Source organism: Gallaecimonas zhanjiangensis (genome assembly GCF_057624825.1).
This window is the reverse complement of record NZ_CM172603.1, coordinates 2,744,895-2,763,424: the sequence shown is the minus strand read 5'-3', so window position 1 is coordinate 2,763,424 and position 18,530 is coordinate 2,744,895. Positions and strand designations below refer to the sequence as shown.

17 protein-coding genes and 3 tRNA genes are annotated in these 18,530 nt (G+C 59.5%); 9 read left to right on the top strand and 11 right to left on the bottom strand.

The window, feature by feature from the left end:
• Nucleotides 1-30: 30 nt before the first annotated feature.
• On the bottom strand, nucleotides 31-606 hold the full coding sequence (gene smrA / locus AC22G1_RS13175) for a DNA endonuclease SmrA (protein ID WP_050660627.1): 576 nt from the start codon (nucleotides 604-606) through the stop codon (nucleotides 31-33).
• 25 nt (nucleotides 607-631) lie between these two features.
• Between smrA and AC22G1_RS13170 the strand changes: the two genes are divergently transcribed.
• Nucleotides 632-1,678, top strand: a complete 1,047-nt coding sequence (locus AC22G1_RS13170; protein WP_487313783.1) for a DUF418 domain-containing protein — start codon at nucleotides 632-634, stop codon at nucleotides 1,676-1,678.
• On the opposite strand, the gene AC22G1_RS13165 is transcribed toward AC22G1_RS13170, so the two are convergent.
• The gene (locus AC22G1_RS13165; RefSeq protein ID WP_487313782.1) at nucleotides 1,665-2,591 is read right to left on the bottom strand and encodes a glycosyltransferase family 9 protein; all 927 of its coding nucleotides are present in this window, start codon (nucleotides 2,589-2,591) and stop codon (nucleotides 1,665-1,667) included. The genes AC22G1_RS13170 and AC22G1_RS13165 overlap by 14 nt on opposite strands.
• A 528-nt stretch (nucleotides 2,592-3,119) precedes the next feature.
• On the opposite strand from AC22G1_RS13165, the gene AC22G1_RS13160 reads away from it, so the two are divergent.
• The 3 genes from AC22G1_RS13160 (at nucleotide 3,120) to AC22G1_RS13150 (ending at nucleotide 4,316) form a co-directional block, all read left to right on the top strand.
• A tRNA-Pro gene (locus tag AC22G1_RS13160) sits at nucleotides 3,120-3,196 on the top strand.
• Nucleotides 3,197-3,235: 39 nt separating this feature from the next.
• Nucleotides 3,236-3,312: transfer RNA gene (locus tag AC22G1_RS13155), tRNA-Pro, on the top strand.
• Between the two features lie 50 nt (nucleotides 3,313-3,362).
• Complete coding sequence (locus AC22G1_RS13150; RefSeq protein ID WP_487313781.1) at nucleotides 3,363-4,316, top strand: alpha/beta fold hydrolase; 954 nt, start codon at nucleotides 3,363-3,365, stop codon at nucleotides 4,314-4,316.
• On the opposite strand, the gene AC22G1_RS13145 is transcribed toward AC22G1_RS13150, so the two are convergent.
• From AC22G1_RS13145 to slyD, 3 genes are all read right to left on the bottom strand, one after another.
• Complete coding sequence (locus AC22G1_RS13145) at nucleotides 4,313-5,116, bottom strand: hypothetical protein (RefSeq protein WP_487313780.1); 804 nt, start codon at nucleotides 5,114-5,116, stop codon at nucleotides 4,313-4,315. The genes AC22G1_RS13150 and AC22G1_RS13145 overlap by 4 nt on opposite strands.
• Entirely contained in the window at nucleotides 5,113-5,976 is an 864-nt protein-coding gene (locus AC22G1_RS13140; RefSeq protein WP_487313779.1) for a TraB/GumN family protein, read from the bottom strand. Before AC22G1_RS13140 ends, AC22G1_RS13145 begins: the two co-directional genes overlap by 4 nt.
• Before the next feature lie 129 nt (nucleotides 5,977-6,105).
• Nucleotides 6,106-6,588 (bottom strand): peptidylprolyl isomerase, encoded by a 483-nt coding sequence (gene slyD, locus AC22G1_RS13135; RefSeq protein WP_050660592.1) that lies wholly within the window; start codon nucleotides 6,586-6,588, stop codon nucleotides 6,106-6,108.
• A 254-nt stretch (nucleotides 6,589-6,842) separates the two neighbouring features.
• Between slyD and AC22G1_RS13130 the strand changes: the two genes are divergently transcribed.
• A complete protein-coding gene (locus AC22G1_RS13130) occupies nucleotides 6,843-9,962 on the top strand; it encodes an ExeM/NucH family extracellular endonuclease (RefSeq protein ID WP_487313778.1) in 3,120 nt (1,039 codons plus the stop codon).
• A gap of 64 nt (nucleotides 9,963-10,026) precedes the next feature.
• Here the strand turns inward: AC22G1_RS13130 and AC22G1_RS13125 are convergent, their stop codons facing one another.
• The gene (locus tag AC22G1_RS13125) at nucleotides 10,027-10,404 is read right to left on the bottom strand and encodes a DUF3634 family protein (RefSeq protein WP_487313777.1); all 378 of its coding nucleotides are present in this window, start codon (nucleotides 10,402-10,404) and stop codon (nucleotides 10,027-10,029) included.
• Between the two features lie 94 nt (nucleotides 10,405-10,498).
• Here AC22G1_RS13125 and AC22G1_RS13120 point away from each other — a divergent pair, with 94 nt between their 5' ends.
• Both AC22G1_RS13120 and AC22G1_RS13115 read left to right on the top strand, forming a co-directional pair.
• Nucleotides 10,499-11,002 carry a GNAT family N-acetyltransferase gene (locus tag AC22G1_RS13120; protein WP_487313776.1) on the top strand — a complete coding sequence of 168 codons (504 nt, stop codon included), beginning with the start codon at nucleotides 10,499-10,501 and terminating at the stop codon, nucleotides 11,000-11,002.
• Nucleotides 10,975-11,841, top strand: coding sequence for an EamA family transporter (locus AC22G1_RS13115; protein ID WP_487313775.1), 867 nt, complete (start codon nucleotides 10,975-10,977; stop codon nucleotides 11,839-11,841). Before AC22G1_RS13120 ends, AC22G1_RS13115 begins: the two co-directional genes overlap by 28 nt.
• Here the strand turns inward: AC22G1_RS13115 and AC22G1_RS13110 are convergent.
• On the bottom strand, nucleotides 11,829-12,485 hold the full coding sequence (locus tag AC22G1_RS13110) for a DUF2982 domain-containing protein (protein WP_487313774.1): 657 nt from the start codon (nucleotides 12,483-12,485) through the stop codon (nucleotides 11,829-11,831). The two genes, AC22G1_RS13115 and AC22G1_RS13110, sit on opposite strands and share 13 nt — an antisense overlap.
• A 59-nt stretch (nucleotides 12,486-12,544) precedes the next feature.
• On the opposite strand from AC22G1_RS13110, the gene AC22G1_RS13105 reads away from it, so the two are divergent.
• Complete coding sequence (locus AC22G1_RS13105) at nucleotides 12,545-13,204, top strand: hypothetical protein (RefSeq protein WP_487313773.1); 660 nt, start codon at nucleotides 12,545-12,547, stop codon at nucleotides 13,202-13,204.
• A 109-nt stretch (nucleotides 13,205-13,313) separates the two neighbouring features.
• Nucleotides 13,314-15,695, top strand: coding sequence for a fatty acid cis/trans isomerase (locus AC22G1_RS13100; RefSeq protein ID WP_487313772.1), 2,382 nt, complete (start codon nucleotides 13,314-13,316; stop codon nucleotides 15,693-15,695).
• Nucleotides 15,696-15,737: 42 nt separating this feature from the next.
• On the opposite strand, the gene luxS is transcribed toward AC22G1_RS13100, so the two are convergent.
• The 4 genes from luxS to AC22G1_RS13080 form a co-directional block, all read right to left on the bottom strand.
• Nucleotides 15,738-16,250 (bottom strand): S-ribosylhomocysteine lyase, encoded by a 513-nt coding sequence (gene luxS / locus AC22G1_RS13095; protein ID WP_487313771.1) that lies wholly within the window; start codon nucleotides 16,248-16,250, stop codon nucleotides 15,738-15,740.
• Nucleotides 16,251-16,327: 77 nt separating this feature from the next.
• Nucleotides 16,328-16,810 (bottom strand): FKBP-type peptidyl-prolyl cis-trans isomerase, encoded by a 483-nt coding sequence (locus tag AC22G1_RS13090; RefSeq protein WP_487313770.1) that lies wholly within the window; start codon nucleotides 16,808-16,810, stop codon nucleotides 16,328-16,330.
• A 472-nt stretch (nucleotides 16,811-17,282) separates the two neighbouring features.
• A tRNA-Arg gene (locus AC22G1_RS13085) sits at nucleotides 17,283-17,358 on the bottom strand.
• A 73-nt stretch (nucleotides 17,359-17,431) separates the two neighbouring features.
• Nucleotides 17,432-18,499, bottom strand: coding sequence for a flagella assembly protein FlgT middle domain-containing protein (locus tag AC22G1_RS13080; protein WP_487313769.1), 1,068 nt, complete (start codon nucleotides 18,497-18,499; stop codon nucleotides 17,432-17,434).
• Between the last annotated feature and the right edge of the window lie 31 nt (nucleotides 18,500-18,530).

The window sequence follows — 18,530 nt, the reverse complement described above, 5'->3', positions numbered from 1 at the left end:
CAATAACGAAGCCGGCCCTGGGCCGGCTTTTTAACGTTTGGCGTGGCGCTCGAAATTCTCGCGCTTTTGCTCGTCGTTTTTTCGAAGCAGCACATAGAGCGCGCCGGTGGAGCCGTGATGGCGCTGGGCGCTATGGTAGGCCAGCACTTCGGGCATCTCCTTTAGCCATTTGGCGCAGTAACTTTTCAGCAGCGCCGGCACCGGTTGGGCGTGTTCGCCGCGGCCGTGGAGCACCAAGAGGGTGCGAAGGCCAATGCGATGGCTGGTGCGGATAAAATCGAAGACTTCACTGCGGGCGGCGATAAAGCGCTTTTTGTGCAGGTCAAGCACCGACTGGATATCGTATTTACCCTGCCGCAATTGCTTGAATACCCCGTCTTGGACCCCGGCTTTCTTGTAGGAGAGCACATCGTGAGGCTCCACCAGCTCGACACTTTCTGATGACAGGTAGTTGAGATCTTCTGCCAACTCTGCCTCGGCGGCGGCGCGCCGGGCCTCGCTGTTGCTGTTGGCATCCTTGGGGGCCAGGCCAATGTGGTCGCCCCGGGATATCGGTTTGACGCCCAGCATTTCCTTTTCAAACAAACTCTTGTCATCATCGTGCATCTTTACCTCCAACTGCTGGCAATTCATGACAACCCGATTCGCCGCCATAGACAGTGCCAGAGGACTGGCCATTTTCGGCATCCTGCTGATCAATATCCAGTCCTTTGGCCAACTGGATGAGTTTCGTTACCACCGGCTGGCCGAGCCAGGCTTGGTGAGCCAGGTGGTGTGGTGGTTCAACATGTTGCTGGCCGATGGCAAGTTTATCAGCCTGTTGTCCTTGCTGTTTGGCATGGGCCTGGTGTGGCTGCAAAAGGCCGGCAACAGCTATCAATACCGGCGGCTGCGTTACCTGGCGCTGTTTGGCGCCGTGCACGGCTTTTTGATTTGGGACGGCGACATCTTGCTGATGTACGCCCTGACCGCCATGGTGGTTTTGCCTTTTGTGATGGGCAGGCCGCGCTTCAAATTACTGATAGCAGGCTTACTGATTATTCTCGCCACCCTGGTGTTTGTGGCCCTGGTGCTGCTCACCACTCAGGGCGGCGAGCCGGACACCACGCCGCTTGCCATCTACAACCAGGGCAGTTACCTCAGCCAGTGCCTCTATCGGCTGTCGAGCTTTGGCTACACCATCGCCTCCTGGCCGGTGTTTATCCTGCCCATGGTCAGCGGCCTGATGCTGGCAGGCGCGGCTATTGCCCAGCGGCCCGCCTGGTTTATGGTGCTCAAGCGCTACTGGTATGGCTGGCTGCTGCTGGGGTTGGTGCCGTCTTGGTTGCTGCTGTGGCGGCTGCCTGACAGCGGCTATGGCTGGTTGCTGATGTTCTCGCCCTTCCAGGCGCTGGGTTATCTGGGGCTGATGCTGCGTATCGGTGAGCACTGGCAGTTGTTGCAACGGGCCGGGCGCCTGGCGCTAAGCCATTACCTGCTGCAAAGCCTGGTGATGACCTGCGTCTTCTACGGCTTTGGCCTTTATGGGCAGTTTTCGAGGCTGACGCTTTTGGCCATCGCCCTTGGCTATATCGCGCTGGCGCTGGCGCTAACCCCGCTTTACCTGCGTTATTTCAGCCAAGGGCCCATGGAGTGGCTATGGCGCCGCCTGGCGCACCGCGACACTACACCAGGCTGAGATTGGGCTCTTTTAAGGTCTTTTGCAGCTTGCGAAGCTGAGTTAACAGCTCGGCGACCGGCAGCGGTGCATCATTGGGGTGGCGCCAGATAAGGGCGTGCAAATCGTTAGGGTGCCAGCGCGATAAATACTGGCCGTCTTCGGGGAAGATGGCCAGTTGGCCAACCCCTAGCACCGCCGCTCTGTGCACCCAGGCCGAGTCTATTCCTAGCAGGCTCTTGGCCCTGGCCAGGATTTGCCAGCCACCAAGATCTGCGCCGCCATCGAGATAAAAGAGCCGTGGCGATTGCAGGCCTCCCAAGGCCTCAGGCCTTGGGTGCAGCAGCACCAGTGCCATGCGCGGCAAGCCATTTAATAGCGCCCGAAACTGCTCGACCAACGGCGTGAAGGCCTGGCCGTCGTCGTCAAGTAGGTTGATGGCCACGATTTCCCTTTCACCAATACGCGCCAGCAAATCCTGCTCCTTGGGCGCCAGCGGCGGCAGCCACTGGTGGTGAGGGCTTAACTGCAAGGTGGCCAGGGCCTGATTAAAGCGTTCGCTGACATGTTGCTGCTGGTTATAGGGCAGGCGCTGGGCCTTAAAGGGGGAACTGCCGGCCAGCAGCAGCCGGTGGGCGCTTGGTAATAAAAACGGCAGGGTTTGGCGCCAGGGGGTCAGCGGCGGCAGGCTCAGATCCCAGATGCTGTCCCACACTTGGCGGCGCAGTTGCCATAGTAGCCTTGGCCAACTGCCGGGATGGTAGGCCACCAGCGGCGGGGCCAGCCAGGGGAGCTGATGAAAGAGCGCGGCGTGCTGCGCTTTGCACAAAACCTGGACCAGGCAAGTCTGGCTGAGGCTTTTGAGCATCGGCAACGCCCAGGGCAGGGTGGCGTCGTCTTCCTGATCCAACAAGCAAAGTATGCGCCTGGCCATGGCGGTCCCTCACAAATGTTTCGATATTGTTTCATTTTGCTTGATGAAGGGTTTTCGTTTTGTTTATATTCAGCATCGTGCAGCAGACGTGCAGCATTAGCCCAACCCTTGCAGTACTACCATAACAGGGCTGAAGCAGATCGAAAAATCATCAGTGGGAGTATCAAGCTCCCCATGCCTGCCCGGCGCTCAAGGCCATGATTTCAGTACAGCCAGAGCAGGGTAGGACGGACGAGGGGTAGACCGGATGCCGTCATCATGACGATGACACCACCAAGGCCTGCCAAGGCCCTGGCGGAACGACTACTTCACCCATGGGTGGTAGCGCCGGTTGCCAGTACCGGCGGTGTTGTTAACAAATGTTGTTAATGGCACAAACCATACTGACATCATGACTTTGCCCCGCCTTGTGCGGGGCCTTTTCTTTTGGCTGTTAACCACTTGGGTGAAAATGCAGCAGGCTATAGCCGGGCCCATGGCTTTTGCTTGAATGCCCTTGGCAGATCGCTATAATGCACGCCGTTGTATCGGAAAGTAGCTCAGCTTGGTAGAGCACTACGTTCGGGACGTAGGGGTCGCAGGTTCAAATCCTGTCTTTCCGACCAAAGCATTCAATGAATTTGCAGTGCCCCTCGGGCAGGCAACGGAAAGTAGCTCAGCTTGGTAGAGCACTACGTTCGGGACGTAGGGGTCGCAGGTTCAAATCCTGTCTTTCCGACCAATAATAAGGCAGCCTGAGGGCTGCCTTTTGTTTTTTCAGGGACCAGACGCATGTGGCTGACCGAAGCACAGTTTGAACGCCTGTATCCCGATGCCATTCGGGGCTACTTTGATGCCGGCCAGCAAGGCCACCTTGAGGGGCTTGACGGTGTCAGCCTCCACTACCGGCTGTTCCTGCCCGAGGGCGCGAGCACCCTGCTGGTGCTGAGCTCAGGGCGTACCGAGAGCGTCATTAAATACCAAGAGCTCATCTTCGAGCTGGGCCAAAAGGGCATTGCCGTGGCGGCCCTCGACCACCGGGGCCAGGGGCTGTCCGGGCGCCTCACCGAGGATAGCGAGCTGGGCTTTGTGGAAGATTTCGACCACTACGGCGCCGATCTCGACCATTTCGTGCAAAAAGTGGTGGTGCCGTTGGGTTATGCGCGGCATTGGCTGCTGGCCCATTCCATGGGCGGCTGCATCAGCGCCCTCTACCTTGAGCGCTACCCCCATCCTTTTGAAAAAGTGGTGATGACATCACCGATGTTTGCCATCAACACCGCCCCTTTTCCGCTGTGGGTGGCCAGAGGCATGGCCCGCTGGCAAAGCCTGCAAGACGAAAAGCGCGGCCAGCCCCGCTATGTGCCCACCGCCGGCCCCTATCAGCGCCGCCCCTTTGAAAACAACGAGCTGAGCCATTCCACTCTGCGCTTTGAACGGAACCTCGATTGGCTCGACGAGCTGCCTGGCGCGCGCCTTGGCGGCCCTTCGGCCCAGTGGCTTAACGCCGCCTTCTTGGCCATGGAAAAGGCCATCGCCAATGCGGTGAACATCAAGGTGCCGGTGCTGGTGATTGCGGCGGGGGACGATAAGGTGGTGAGCCTGGCCGGGCAGCGCGCCTTTGTGGAGGCCTTGCCTGATGGCCGGTTGGATATTGTGGCCGGCGGCTGGCACGAATTGCTGCTGGAAAGTGACGATTACCGGCTACTGACCCTGGCAACCCTCTGGTCTTTTTTTAACGACTAAGCCTCTTTTCTTACCATCACCAGGGCGTGCATCTGGCGGCCCTGAACCGCCGGCAGCGGCTGGATGTCGGCCTGGTAACCTTCCAGGCGGGCAAAGCTTGCCAAGTCTTCGAATATCGCCTGGCGCAGCGCCGGGCGAAACAGCCAGCGCAGCAGCCGCGACGGCCAGTCCTTGGCCGCTTCTTCCTGGGTCATCGACAACATCCTTAAACTGCCAATGGGAATGTCAGGCATCTCGTCTGTTTGCAGCGGCTGGTAGCTTGAGGTGTTGATGAGGTGATAGTCCTTGATGGCCAGCACCATGGCCGGCAGGCGCCGCTCGGTGCCTTTTAGCAGTAATTGCTGGGCCTCTTCCAGGCCAAGGCCAAGGGCCAGCAATTGGCGCTGGCCGCGGATGGGCTCAAAGGCCTCGCCGCTGTTAAGGTCCGCTTCAAACCATTGGCGCCCCTCGCCCTGAGGGGCGGTAGGGCCAACGCAAATCGCCTCAAAGCCCGAGAGCACTTCTGGCAGCAGATGCCCCCATTCCACCAGTACACCGGGCGTCGGTTGCAGCAGCGGGCGCACCGCATCGGTGAGGTTATTAAGGCGCGGCAGCTCCCCTGACAGGTGGCGGTTTAGGCGGGTCAGCCAGGGTAGCTCGTCCAAAAAGGGGGCGGTTCGTACCTGGCCCTGGTGGATAAGGGGGTGACGGGCCTCTTGCTGCATCAGGTGATACAGCACCGGGTACTCGTCCTTCCAGGTGGCTGGCGCCGTGGCCCAGAGGGTGCGGTATTCGGTCAGTAAACGCAGCCTTTCGCTCATTGCAGCCTTTGCACGCTGGCGCCTTGGGCTTTAAGGAGCCCCAGCAGATTGTCTTGGCAGATGATATGGCCAAGGCCCACCACCACCAGGCTGTTGCGCTGCTGGGCAATGCTCAGCAGTTTCGGTACCCACTCGACATTGCGGGCCTTCAAGGTGCTGTCATGCATAAAGCGGTTGACGGCGTTGTCGCCCTGGCTCAAGGGGCACAGCTCGTTGAGCTCTTTAAGCTTGCCATGCTCCCAGGCGCTCAGCATGGGGCTTAAGGTGGTATCGAGGCTGTCCATCTCTTTGGCGCTGTCACTGACCATGTCATTGGCATAAGCGTCGCTGGCGGCCAGGGCCTTGAATTGGCGTTCGGCGGTTTCCAGCCCCTTGATGGGCCAATGGCGCTGGCGGGCGAGGGCGGCCACCTGGTTGTCGATACCCAAAGACGGATCGTAATGGCTGTGGGCAAGGGCGGCCTGCATCAGGGTCATCAAGGCAAACCAGGGCCGGGTGCGGTCAAGCTGGGCCATGGGCAGGCCGTAATCGTCTGCCATGTCGCTTACCTGACGGTACGCTTCGGTCGAGAGATGGTCACTGAGCTTACCCTCGGTGAGGATGCCGTAATGGACCAAGGCGCTTTGTATGGCTTTGGGGCTGAGCTCATCCGGAGAGAGTTCCTGCACCAGAGTGGTGACCTTGGGCAGGGTCGCCAGCATCTTTTCAAGCTGCTGGCTGTTATCGGCCTTGCCGACATGAATAGAGCCCAGTAGCCAGAACCGGCCGCTGGGGGTGTCAACTTGCCAAAGCGCCGGCGCCGCCTGGCTGGCAGCAGGGAAAATGACAAGTAGGATCAGGAAGATAGTTCGTCTCAGCATGGGCTGATAGTAGCCCAACACCTGTGCGGCGTCACCGACTTTCATCTGCGGTTCAGCGCTGCTAGTGGCGCTTTGGCGCGGCCCTGAAAGGAGGCATTAAAAAAGCCCGCTGGCGCGGGCTTATTCGGCTCAGTGGTGGTGGCCACCGGCGCCGTGAACGTGGCCGTGGGCCAGTTCTTCTTCTTCAGCGTCACGCAGCTCGACGATTTCTACCGCAAAGTGCAGGAACTGACCGGCCAGGGGATGGTTGCCATCCACGGTGACGGTTTCGTCGGTTACGTCACGCACAACCACGGTACGTGGGCCGGCGTCGGTCTGGGCGGTAAAGCGCATGCCAGCTTCGATATCGTCAACACCTTGGAAGGCGCTGCGGGGAACTTCCTGCACCAGCTCCTGGTGGTAAGGGCCATAACCGTCTTCAGGGGCAACGGTCACTTCCAGTTTGGCGCCAGGGGCTTGGCCGTCGAGCTGGCTTTCAAGGCCGGGGATCAGGTTGCCGTGACCATGCAGGTATACCAGCGGCTCGCCGCCGGAGGAGGTATCCAGAACGGTGCCGGCGTCGTCTTTAAGGGTGTAGTGGATGGTCACTACCTTGTCTTTGCTGATGGTCATGATGACCCCTATAGGTTTTGGTGCGAAGTAAGCCGCTGAGCCTAGCACAGGCCGGGCCCTGGTCACAAACCACAGGGCTGTCGCGCCGCTGTCACAGTGTTCTGTTAAAAAGCCGTGTCAGCCTTTTCAAAAAGCGATCTTTTTAGCAAAACAAGCTTGCTATCAGCACCTTATTGAGGGGGTGCTCTGTTAATAAAAGGTTTCATTGTGATAATGGCTGCGCACGGAACAACACTATAAACAGGACAACAAACATGCTTAAGAAATCTTCACTCGTGGTGGCCATGGCGCTTTGCAGCCATGGCGCCATGGCTGATCTGCTGATCACCGAATACGTGGAAGGCAGCAGCTACAACAAGGCCCTGGAGATCACCAACACCGGTGACAGCGTCGAGAACCTCGACGGCGCCGACGTGGCGGTTTACTTCAACGGCGCCAGCACCACTACTACCCACATCGCGCTGTCCGGCACCCTGGCCGCCGGTGCCAGCCTGGTGCTGGCCCATACCAGCGCCGATGACAGCATCCAGGCCGACATCCGCTCCGGCTCGGTCAACTTCAATGGCGACGATGCCGTGGCCCTGGAGCGTGACGGCCAGGTGCTGGACCTTATCGGCATCATCGGTGTTGACCCGGGTTCTGAATACACCCAGGACGGCAAGTCCACCAAGGACATGACCCTGCGCCGCATTCCCGGCAGCAGCCCCAGCACCACTTTTGACTTTGACCAGTGGCAAGCCTTTGCCAAAGACAGCTTTGCGGGCCTCGGTTGTAGCGGCCTGAGCGATTGCGGTAGTGACGGCGACGATGGTGACGGCACGCCTCCCGAGGCTTGGGTTTGCCCCAGCGATTACCAAACCATTCCCAGCATCCAGGGCAGCGGCTTTAGCTCGCCGCTGGTGCCAGACGGCAGCTACTACAGCACCGACAAAGTGGTTACCCAAGGCCGGGTAACCCAGGTGATGCGCGGCCTGCTTAAAGGTTTCTTCCTGCAAGACGGCGCCGGTGACGGCGACCCGGCCACCTCTGACGGTATCTTCGTTTACACCGGCTCTGCGCCTGACAGCAGCATTCAGCCGGGCCAGGCCGTGTGCGTTGAAGGCCTGGTGCAGGAGTACTACGGCTTTACCGAAATCGTCATGGACAACATGGCCCAGAGCCCGCTGGACTTGGCCCAGGTTGAGCCCGTTGATTTGGTGATTGACCCCAAAGACATCCCCGGCTCCCTGGAGCGGGTGGAAGGCATGAAGGTGCGCCTGACTGCCAGCAGCGACATGCAGGTAACCCGCCCCTTCAGCTACGACTACGATTCTTCTCGCAACAACATGGTGCTGGCCTACGGCGGCCCGCTCTACACCCCGACCCAGCTCTACCCGGCGCTGAGCGACGACGCTGTGGCCCTGGCCAAGAGCAACGCCGAGCGCACCCTTTATATCGACACCGACAGCAAGCCGGCCGATGGCGTGGTGCCTTACTTCCCTGGGCTGGACGCCGAGCAGGGCTATATCCGCGTGGGTGACCGGGTTGAGAACCTGACCGGGGTTGTAGCCTATTCCTACAGCAACTACCGCCTGGTAGCCGGCACTGATGCCAGCCTCAGCGCCGCCGATTTCGTGCACCTGCAAGACCGTACTGCGGCCCCTGTGGTAGCCGAGACCGGCTCGCTGCGGGTGGCGAGCTTTAACGTGCTCAACTTCTTTAACGAAGCGGTGGGCGGCGATGCCAACCCGTTGGGGGTTAACCGCGGCGCCGAAACCGCCGATGCCTTTGCCCTGCAGCGCACTAAGATCGTGAGCGCCTTGACCGCCATCGATGCCGATGTGCTGGGCCTTATCGAGGTGGAAAACAACGGCTTTGGCGAGAACTCGGCCATTCGTAACCTGGTTGATGCCCTTAACGCCGAGCTGCCAAGCGACAAGCAATACGCTTTTGTCAGCCCACAAGCAGGCGGCAGCATCGGCTCTGACGCCATCACCTCGGCCATTTTGTACCGCCCGGCCAAGGTAGCGGCGCAAGGGGCTCTGGATATCCTGGAGATGCCCAATCAGATCACCGTCACCGACGGGGTTGAAGACATCCACCACGGTGGCCGCCCCAGCCTGCTGCAAACCTTCAAGCGGGTAAATGCCAAAGGCAAGGCGGTGGGTAAAGCCTTCCGCGTCGCCATCAACCACCTGCGCTCCAAAGGCTCAAGCTGCGCCGAGGACGAAGAAGGTAAAGTGGTAGACGGGCAGGGCAGCTGTAACGAGCTTCGCAACACCGAAGTCTCGCGCCTGGCTGACCATATCCTCGCCACCAAAACCCCGACGCTGCTGTTGGGTGACTTCAACGCCTACGGCAGCGAAGATCCCTTACTGGTACTGACCGAGATCCCGGCCCTTAACCGTGAGCTGAAAACCGCCCACGACACCTATCTGGGCGACACCACCGAGGCGCCCCTGCTGGAAGGCCCGGCCCGTGTTATTAGCCAAGGTTATGGCCTGGTGAACCTCACCGAGCCCAAGGCCTATTCCTACCAGTACGACGGCGCCATTGGCCGCCTTGACCAGGCCCTGGCTACCAAAGACTTGGCCAAAAAAGTGGTGGCGGTTGCCGATTGGAACATCAACTCCGCCGAGAGCAACCTCTTTACCTACGAAACCCAGTACACCGGTAGCCTGGTGAAATCCCAAGGGCCGTTCAGTTCTTCCGACCACGACCCGGTGGTGGTTGAGCTGGACTGGGGCGCCCAAGAGCACAGCGGCCCCGCCCTTTGCGAGCACAAAGTGGTTAACCGCTGGACCGGCGGCTTCCAGGGCGCTATCCGTATCACCAACACCTCCGATAAGCCCATCAAGGGCTGGGATGTGAACTGGGGTTACACCGACGGCAGCCATGTAGGTGGTGCCTGGGGCGCTGCGCTCACAGGCGAAGGCCCCTATAACGCCAAGAACCTGAGCTGGAATAGCACCATCGCGCCTAACCAAACCGTGGAAGTGGGCTTTACCGCCCAGGGCGATGGCCATGCCACCGCCGTCACCGGTGATATCTGCCAAGCCGCGGACGACCAAGACGATGGCGACGACACCCAGCCCCTGCCGAGCGCCCAGTGCGAGTACCAGTTGGATAACAGCTGGCCGGGCGGCTTCCAGGGCAAGGTGCGCATCACCAACACGTCAGCGGCGCCCATCTTCGGCTGGCAAGTGGCTTGGTCCTTCCTTGACGGCAGCACCATCAGCCACAGCTGGAGTGCAGACGTCAAAGGCGCCGGCCCCTACACCGGCAGCGACTTGAGCTGGAACCACAGCATCGAGCCGGGCCAAAGCGTGGAGTTTGGCTTTATCGGCAAAGGCGCTGGCAAGGCTTCTGCCATCAGCGGCGATCTCTGCAAATAAGCCTAAAAGGCAAAATAAAAAAGGAGGCGAAAGCCTCCTTTTTTATTGCTCCACCGGTAAGGGTTCAGGGCTGGTCTTTATCGGGCAGCTCGCCCTTTTTGGGGTGGCGGCGGAAAAAGCTGCGGTCCAGCCGCTCGTGGGGAAAGGCCGACAGCACTTTGTCTTTCATGAGCGGCGGGAAGTTGGCCGAGAACGACAGCTGCAACCCCAGGCGGGTTTTATAGGCAAACACCGAGCCTTTGATGTTGGTTTTATTGGCAATGCGCTGGCAGGCCGCCAGGAAGTCGGGGGGCACGCTGCCCTTGGTGACTCTCACCTTGCCTTTTTTAAACTGCAGGCTGAACACACAAAACAGCTGTTTGACCAGCAGATACCCCACCAGCATCAGCAGGGAAAAGACAATCAGCGCTTCGCTATTGATGGAAAACCGGGACAGATCCATGGGCAGACTCGTCAATTTTTTGTCGCTTTTCTTTTTATAGCTCAGGGCGCGGCTTTGGTATGCTGCGTTTTTTTAAAATACCAAGGTCATCACCATGTTAGAGACCGAACGACTTATTCTGCGCCGCTTCACTCTGGACGATGTGCCCGCCTTTTTGGCCATGAACACCGATCCGCAGATTCTGCGCTTTACCGGTGGCGACAAGGCCATTACCAATCTTGCCGAGGCCGAGCAGGCCATGCGCGCCGCGCCACTGGCGGACTATGAAAAATACGGTTACGGCCGCCTGGCGGTAGAGCACAAGGCCAGTGGCGAGGTGATTGGCTTTTGCGGCATCAAATATCTGCCGGAGTTTTCACTGCCGGAGATTGGCTATCGCATCCTGCCTGCCTACTGGGGCCAGGGGCTTATCAGCGAAGCGGCCAAGGTGGTGCTGGCCCACGGCCACAACGAGCTGGGCCTTGACCATATCCTGGCCCTTATTCATCCCGACAACATCGGCTCTATTCGGGTCGCCGAGAAAATCGGCATGCGCCGTGGCGAGCAGGCTGATTATTTTGGCATGCCGGTGTGGCTCTACGCCTCGGTGCGCGGCTGATGGGATTGCTGTGGCTTATCACAGTACTGTGGGCCTTTTCGTTTTCGCTCATCGGCGTGTATCTCGCCGGGCAAGTGGATGCCTACATCGCGGTGGCCTCGAGAATGGCGCTGGCGCTCCTTATCTTTTTGCCGTTCTGGCGGCCACTGCCCTGGCGCCAGGCGCTGACGCTGATGGCCACCGGCGCGGTGGAAATCGGCATCATGTATCTCTTTTTATATAAGAGTTATCAGTACCTGAGCGTTGCCGAGCTGCTGCTGTTCACCATTTTCACGCCGCTTTACGTGAGCCTTTTTGCCGACCTTTTTGCCCGGCGCTGGCCTCGCCAGTTCTGGGCGCCGGCCTTATTGGCAGTGGCCGGTGCGGCGGTTATTCGCTGGACCGATTTGAGCGAGCAGTACTGGCACGGCTTTGCCCTTATTCAGGCCGCCAATGCCTGCTTTGCCTTTGGCCAGGTCTGGTATCGCCACCAAAGCCAGCACTCGCCGCTCACCCACAGAGCCCGCTTTGCCTGGTTTTTCCTCGGCGCCCTGGTGGTGACCCTGGCAGCGATGCTGGCACTGGCCGATTGGCAAAAATGGCCGGCAACACACCTTCAGCAGGGGGTATTGCTGTGGCTGGGCGTGGTGGCGTCGGGGCTTGGGTACCTGGGCTGGAGCTACGGCTCAACCCGGGTCAGTGCCCAGCAGCTGGCGGTGATGAACAACATGCTTATTCCGGCCGGAATTTTGGTGAACGTCTTTATCTGGAATGGCCAGGCGGACTGGCCAAGGCTTGCCCTTGGCAGCGCCTGCATGGTGGCGGCGCTGTGGCTTTGCCGCCGGAGTCAGTCTTCTTGAGGGTACTGGGCCTTGGCCCAGTACTTTTTCAGCAGCCACATCCCTTCTTCCCCGGCCAGCTCCTCGGCAATGATGATGTCAAAGCCGGTGAGTTCGCGAAACCGCTTCATGCGCTGGCCAAGCATGCCTAGCACGCCCCGGTATTCCTTGCCGGTGGGGCTGCGGTAATAGCTGGCTTCAAAGAGATCGTCTGCCTGCGGGTTGGGGCTTTGGGCGCGCAGCGCCAGGACAAGCACATTGCGCTGCTCGGTTAGCAGCCCCACCGCCAGGCGGGTATTGATGGTGTCGAGAAGCACCTCGGGGGCCTTGAGGCGAAAGCCGATATAGGGTAGTTCCATGCGTTCAAAGCCGCTGCCTATAGCCAACTGGTCGATTCTTTGTATATCCTGCCAGCGCAGACTCCAGCCGCCACGTCGGTGGTGCAGGCTAAGGCTGTTGTGGTTCAGTGACAGGCTGACTTTGGGCTCGGTGAGTTTCCCTATCCCCAAGATCAGCAGTACCGGCATGGTCAGCAGTAATACCATGCCCGGACCAAACCAGCCGAAGGCGAGCAGTGTGGGGCCAAGGATAAGAAGCAGTAATCCCAGCAGGGTGAGGGTAAGGCCGTTGCGATAGCGGTGGCTGGACAGTTCCCGAGCGTGCATAAAGGCTTAACTGAGCTAGAGTCTGTTCATCATAACGCAGACTTCCCATGGAGGGATCAATGAAACCTTGCTTGCTATTGGCGGCCGTTTTGAGCCTGCCGACTTTTGCCCAGGACAACCCCTATATCGACAATTCCGACCCGACCCTCGGCCAAAGCGACGGGTTGGCTTTTACCCTGTTCGGTGGCTACACCCAAGGCGGTGACAACTTCATCACCATCAATTACACCGACGATACCCGCGAGCATTTTCGCATGGGTAACCGCTTTCATATCGGGGTGGGTGCCCTGTGGGAAGGGGAGAACTTCGGTACCGCCCTTAACCTCGGTTACCACTTCAACTTCGCCGACGGCACCAATGGCAAAGTGGACTTTGAGCGCTACACCGTCGAGCTGCTGCCCTATTACCGCTACGGGCGTCACAAGTTTTCGGTGGGTGCCGCCTGGCACCTGGGTGTGCGGGGTAAATTGGACGTGACCGACACCGTGGACAACGGCGACGGCACCACCAGCGAAGAAAACACTCATGTGCGGGTGGATTTTGACGACGCCGTCGGCGCCATCATCCAGTACGACTACCAAATCACCCACCACAACTGGGTGAGCCTGCGCTACGAGTGGATTGACTACGACGTGGACAAAGTGAACGGGGTTGACCTTGGCACCGGCCTTTCCGGCGACGGTGACCACTTCGGCATCTACTACCGGGTGGTGTTCTAAGGCAAACCTCTTGCCATCATTTTTGTAACACTGTCTTTATGCTCTGCGCCGCCAGTTTGGCGGCGCAGTTCTTTATAATGGGCCAAAACAGGTTAAGCCAAGGATAGAGATGTTAAAGACGCTGCTTACCAAACGTTGGCTGCTGCTGTGTGCGCTGCTGGCGTTTGTCTCCGGCTGTGCGCTGGTGGCCAAGCTCACCCTCAATGACCGCTACGGTAAACCCGAAGTGCGCCAGCGGGTGGCACCGCCAATCTCACAAGAGGCCGATTTTTACCTGACCGAAGTCAAGCCTATTTTGGAAGAGCGCTGCGTGGTGTGCCACGCCTGCTACGACGCACCTTGCCAGCTCAAGCTCTCCTCCCCCGAGGGCATTGACCGGGGCGCCAGCAAAGAGAAGGTCTACCAGGGCACCCGTCTTCTGGCTGCCAATGTTAGCCGGCTCTTTATCGATGCCAAAGATACCCAGCAGTGGCGCCAAAAGGGGTTTTACCCGGTGCTGAACGAGCGGGACCAAACCTCCCTTGCCAACACCCAGGCCAGCGTGCTGGCTCGGATGCTGCTGCTCAAGCAGACCCATCCGCTGCCTGACCAAAAAATCCTCGATGACAGCTTTGACTTGAGCCTCGACAGGGCCCAGGTTTGCCCCACCATCGAGGAAATGCCCGACTTTGAGCAGAACAAGCCGCTGTGGGGTATGCCCTATGCCATGCCGGGCCTGACCCCGGCCGAGCACCAAACCTTGATGACCTGGGTAGACCAAGGGGCCGAGATGGCGCCGCTGCCTGCCCTGAACGAAGACACCGAAGAAAGGGTCGCTCGCTGGGAGCGCTTTTTAAACGGCACCAGCCTCAAAGAGCGGCTGGTTAACCGCTATATCTACGAGCACCTTTTTGTTTCGCACCTCTACTTTACCGAGCAAAGCCACGCCGGCCAGGCGCCGCGCTTTTTTGACCTGGTGCGTTCGACCACGCCCCCCGGCCAGCCGGTGGACATCATTCCCACCCGCCGCCCCTTTGACGACCCGGGGGTGAAGACTGTCTATTACCGGCTGGTGCCGGTGCGCTCCACCATCGTCGATAAAACCCATATGCCTTATGCCCTTAGCCCCAAGGTGATGGCCCGCTGGCAGGCGCTTTTTTACCAGCCTGATTACCAGGTCAGCCGCTGGCCGGGTTACGAGCCCGAAGTGGCGGCCAACCCCCTCAACGCCTTTGAGCAGTTGCCGGTGGGCGCCCGTTATCGCTTTATGCTCGATAACGTTGAAAACACCATCATGGGCTTTATCAAAGGCCCGGTGTGCCGCGGCCAGGTGGCGCTGGACGTGATTAACGACCGCTTCTGGGTGCTGTTTGTGGACCCGTCTTTGGCCGATGCCCCGGACGTAACCGCGTTTTATCACAGCCAATTGGCCAATCTGCGCATGCCGGCCGAGAAGGAAAGCACCACCATTGCCTCCAACTGGCTGGGCTATGCCAAGCGCCAGGGCAATTACGTGCGGGCCCGTATCGACTTTATGAACCATGCCTTCAAGGACGGCCGCCACCTCAACCTCAACGGTATCTGGGACGGCGGCGGCACCAACCCCAACGCTACCCTGACCATCCTTCGCCACTTTGACAGTGCCACCGTGGTCAAAGGCCTGGTGGGCCGGCCGCCGAAAACCACTTGGGTGATTGATTACGCGCTGTTGGAGCGCATTCATTACCTGCTGGTGGCGGGTTTTGATGTCTACGGCAACTACGGGCACCAGCTCTTGACCCGCCTGTACATGGACTTTTTGCGGATGGAAGGGGAGTCCAACTTCCTGGCGCTGCTGCCGCCGGTAACGCGCCACCGCGAATTTAGGTCCTGGTACCGGGGCGCTGGTGAAAACCTGACCCGCTTTTTGGAAGGGGATATCAACCCCTTCAAGCAGCCAAGTGGGGTCACCTACATTACCGACGACCCCAAGGCCGAGCTTTATGCCATGCTCGAAAAGCGAGAAGCGCCGGTGCAATCGCCCCGTTACCGCATTGACGCGGCCAAGCTTAAAGACAGCTCCAAAGCGCTGCTGCGACAACTCGATGGCCTTAAAGGCCCTTACGTGCACATCTTCCCGGAGCTGACCTTCATCATGGTCGACCCGGACGATGGCAGCGAGAGCGAGCTTTTTACTCTGGTGCGCAATAGCGCCCACACCAATATCTCGAGCCTCTTTGATGAAAAGGCAAACCGCGATTACGTCAACGACGATGTAACCCTGGTGCACGGCATTCTCGGCAGTTACCCCGGCGCCTTCTGGCATGTCAAAGAAGCCCAGTTGCCGGCGCTGGTGGCCCAGGCCGAAGCGGTGGACGACCAAGCCAGCTACCGGGCGCTGCTCGATGGCTTTGGGGTGCGGCGCACCGACCCCGGCTTTTGGGCGTTCAGCGACAAGCTCAACCGCCTCAATATCGAGCGCCACCCCATCGAGAAGGGGCTGCTGGACTACAACCGGCTGGAAAATCGCTAATAAAAAAGCCCGCTTCAAGCGGGCTTTTTTGTCCTTGGCGCCTTAGGAATGGCTTTTGAGGAAGTCTTCGTCCAGGGCCAGGTCGTTATTAAGGTTGACGGTCACGCCGCGGCTTTTCACGTTCTTGGCGATGGCTTGGGCTTCTGCCAGGGAGTGCATGGCCGCAGTGCCGCACTGGTAGAGGTTGAGCTCGGGGATCTTGGATTGATCTTCCACATGCTCCACATCACCCATGGCTGCCAGCCAGGCGTCAGCCACTTGCTGCTCGCTGGGGCTGCCAATCAGGCTCATGTAAAAACCGGTACGGCAACCCATGGGGGAGATGTCGATGATCTCCACTTTGTCGCCGTTGAGGTGGTCACGCATAAAGCCGGCAAAGAGGTGCTCTAAGGTATGGATGCCCTTTTCAGAGAGGATCTCTTGGTTAGGCAGGCAAAAGCGCAGATCAAAGACGGTGATGGTGTCGCCACCGGGGGTTTTCATGGTTTTGGCCACCCGCACTGCCGGGGCTTTCATGCGGGTATGGTCGACGGTAAAGCTGTCGAGAAGAGGCATGGTGATGGTCCTATGTCAGGGGCTGTGAGGGCCATGTTAGCAGAACCGGCTTGGCTTGCGACACGGCCCTGGCGCTATCAGTGCTGGTGGCCACCAACGCCGTGGGCATGGCCGTGGGCCACTTCGTCGTCGCTGGCGTCGCGGATATCGAGAATTTCGATATCAAAGGTCAGGGTTTTGCCGGCCAGGGGATGGTTGAGATCCACATCGGCCATAAAGCGGCCAGCCTTGACTACCAGCACCTGGCGCTGGCCTTGGTCAGTGTTAACCACCGCCACCATGCCGGGAGCCCATTTCTTGGCGCCTTGCAGGTGTTTGATGGGTACCCGCTGGGTCAGGCCGTCACGGCGCTCGCCGTAGGCATCTTCCGGGGCCAGGGTCACGGTAAAGGTCTCGCCCTTGGCTTTGCCTTCCATGGCCTTTTCCAGGCCCGGGATCATGTTGTTGTGGCCGTGCAGGTAAGCCAGCGGCTCCTGGCCGTTGCTGTTCTCCAGCTCTTTGCCGGTCTCGTCTTTAAGCTGGTAGTGGAACTGCACTACCTTGTTGTCGGTGATTTGCATGGGAATATCCTTCGCCTCAAAGGCCGCCATAATAGCCGAGCTACAAGGTAGGGGGTAGCCTGCCGCGTATTTGTAAGAGTTTGGCGCTGCTCGGTCCCCCGAAGCGGCCGCCGCATTGCATAGGCCTGGCAGCCCGTATGAGGGAAGGCGAAAACAAAAAGCCCCGCGTTAGCGAGGCTTGATGTTTGATGGCGTCCTCACCAGGGCGAAGGGGGAATAAGCCGAGCGCTGCTCGGCCCCCGAAGCGGCCGCCGCCATGGATCGGCCTGGCAGTCCGTATGAGGGAAGGCGAAAACATCAAGCCCCGCGTTAGCGAGGCTTGATGTTTGATGGCGTCCCCACCAGGGCGAAGGGGGAATAAGCCGAGCGCGGTTCGGCCCCCCGAAGCGGCCGCCGCTTTGCTTAGGCCTAGCAGTCCGTATGAGGGAGGGCGAAAACAAAAAGCCCCGCATTAGCGAGGCTTATTGTTTGATGGCGTCCCCACCAGGACTCGAACCTGGATCGCCCGCTTAGGAGGCGGGTGCTCTATCCTGTTGAGCTATGGGGACCCAAAAGGCCAGTCGATTATACCCAGATAGCCGGCGATGAAAAGGCGCCGGCTTTTATCTGCCCAAATCCTGCTCAATCAGGGGTTTTTACAACAAAATCACCGGCCTGCAGCGTGCTTGGGGTGCCTTTGCTGGCCAGTAGGGTCTGGGTGGCCGACTGCCAGGCCACGCTGAGTTTTTGGCTGGATGGCACCAGCACCTGGCGCCGCTCGCCCTGGCTGGTGGTCAGGGTCCGTTTTTGCAGCACCGTGAAATGGTCATCACTGTGGATGCCGCCTTGGCTGCCGGTATCAATCAACACCCCCTCGTCGCTCACCGCCAATACCGGCCACTGGCTGGTTTGGCAGGGCAGGGCGCTTTCCACATCCAGTGCCCATTGCTGGAGCTGGCGCTGCAAGTGCTGGCCAAAAGGACTTAACCAAAAATTGGGCTCTTGGGTGTCAAGGAGGGTGCCGGTGGGCAACACGCCATGGGCAATGTAGCGGCGCTCAAACAGGCGTTTGCCGGAGAAGCTATCGATAAGCCAAGTATCCACGGCCATGGAAAGCTGATGGTGGTCATCCTGCCAGGGCAGGTACCAGGGCGAGCTTTGCAGCTTGTCGGTCATGCGCAGTAGCCTTCCCCCCACCAGATAACGGGCGCCTTGCTCCTCGGCAACCTGTTGCAGATCGTCGGTATTGCGGCCCTGGCTTTGATCCAGGGTGGCGCCAATGCCTTGCACTGGCATCAGGGCGCCGTGGCGCTCGCGCAGCAACCTTGCCATCTCGGCGGCAATTCCTTGCCCCGGATCGCCCACCAGGCCGGTGATGGCCTGGTCAGGGCTGGCCCAACTGAGCCGGTGCAGGCTAACCGGCTGGGTACCCTGGCACTGGTATTGGCCGTTGTCGTCCAGCTCCACCAATAAGGTCAGGGCCAGCTGGCCGTCTTGTTCTTTCTCGCCGTATTGCTGGATTTGCCGCACCGGATCGTCGCTCTCGGCCTCTGGGCGCACGCCAGCATAAAAGCGGGCCTGAGCCAGGGCGTCGTCTGTCGCCTGGGCTTTGGGGTCGTCGCTACTTAGGCTGGCATAGCCTGTCACCTGGTACCAGGCGGCCTCGGCGGGCAGTGTCAGCAAGGCGAAAAGCAGTATCGGCAGCTTCATGGGTGTCAAATTCCGGTGAACTTGGCAAGAT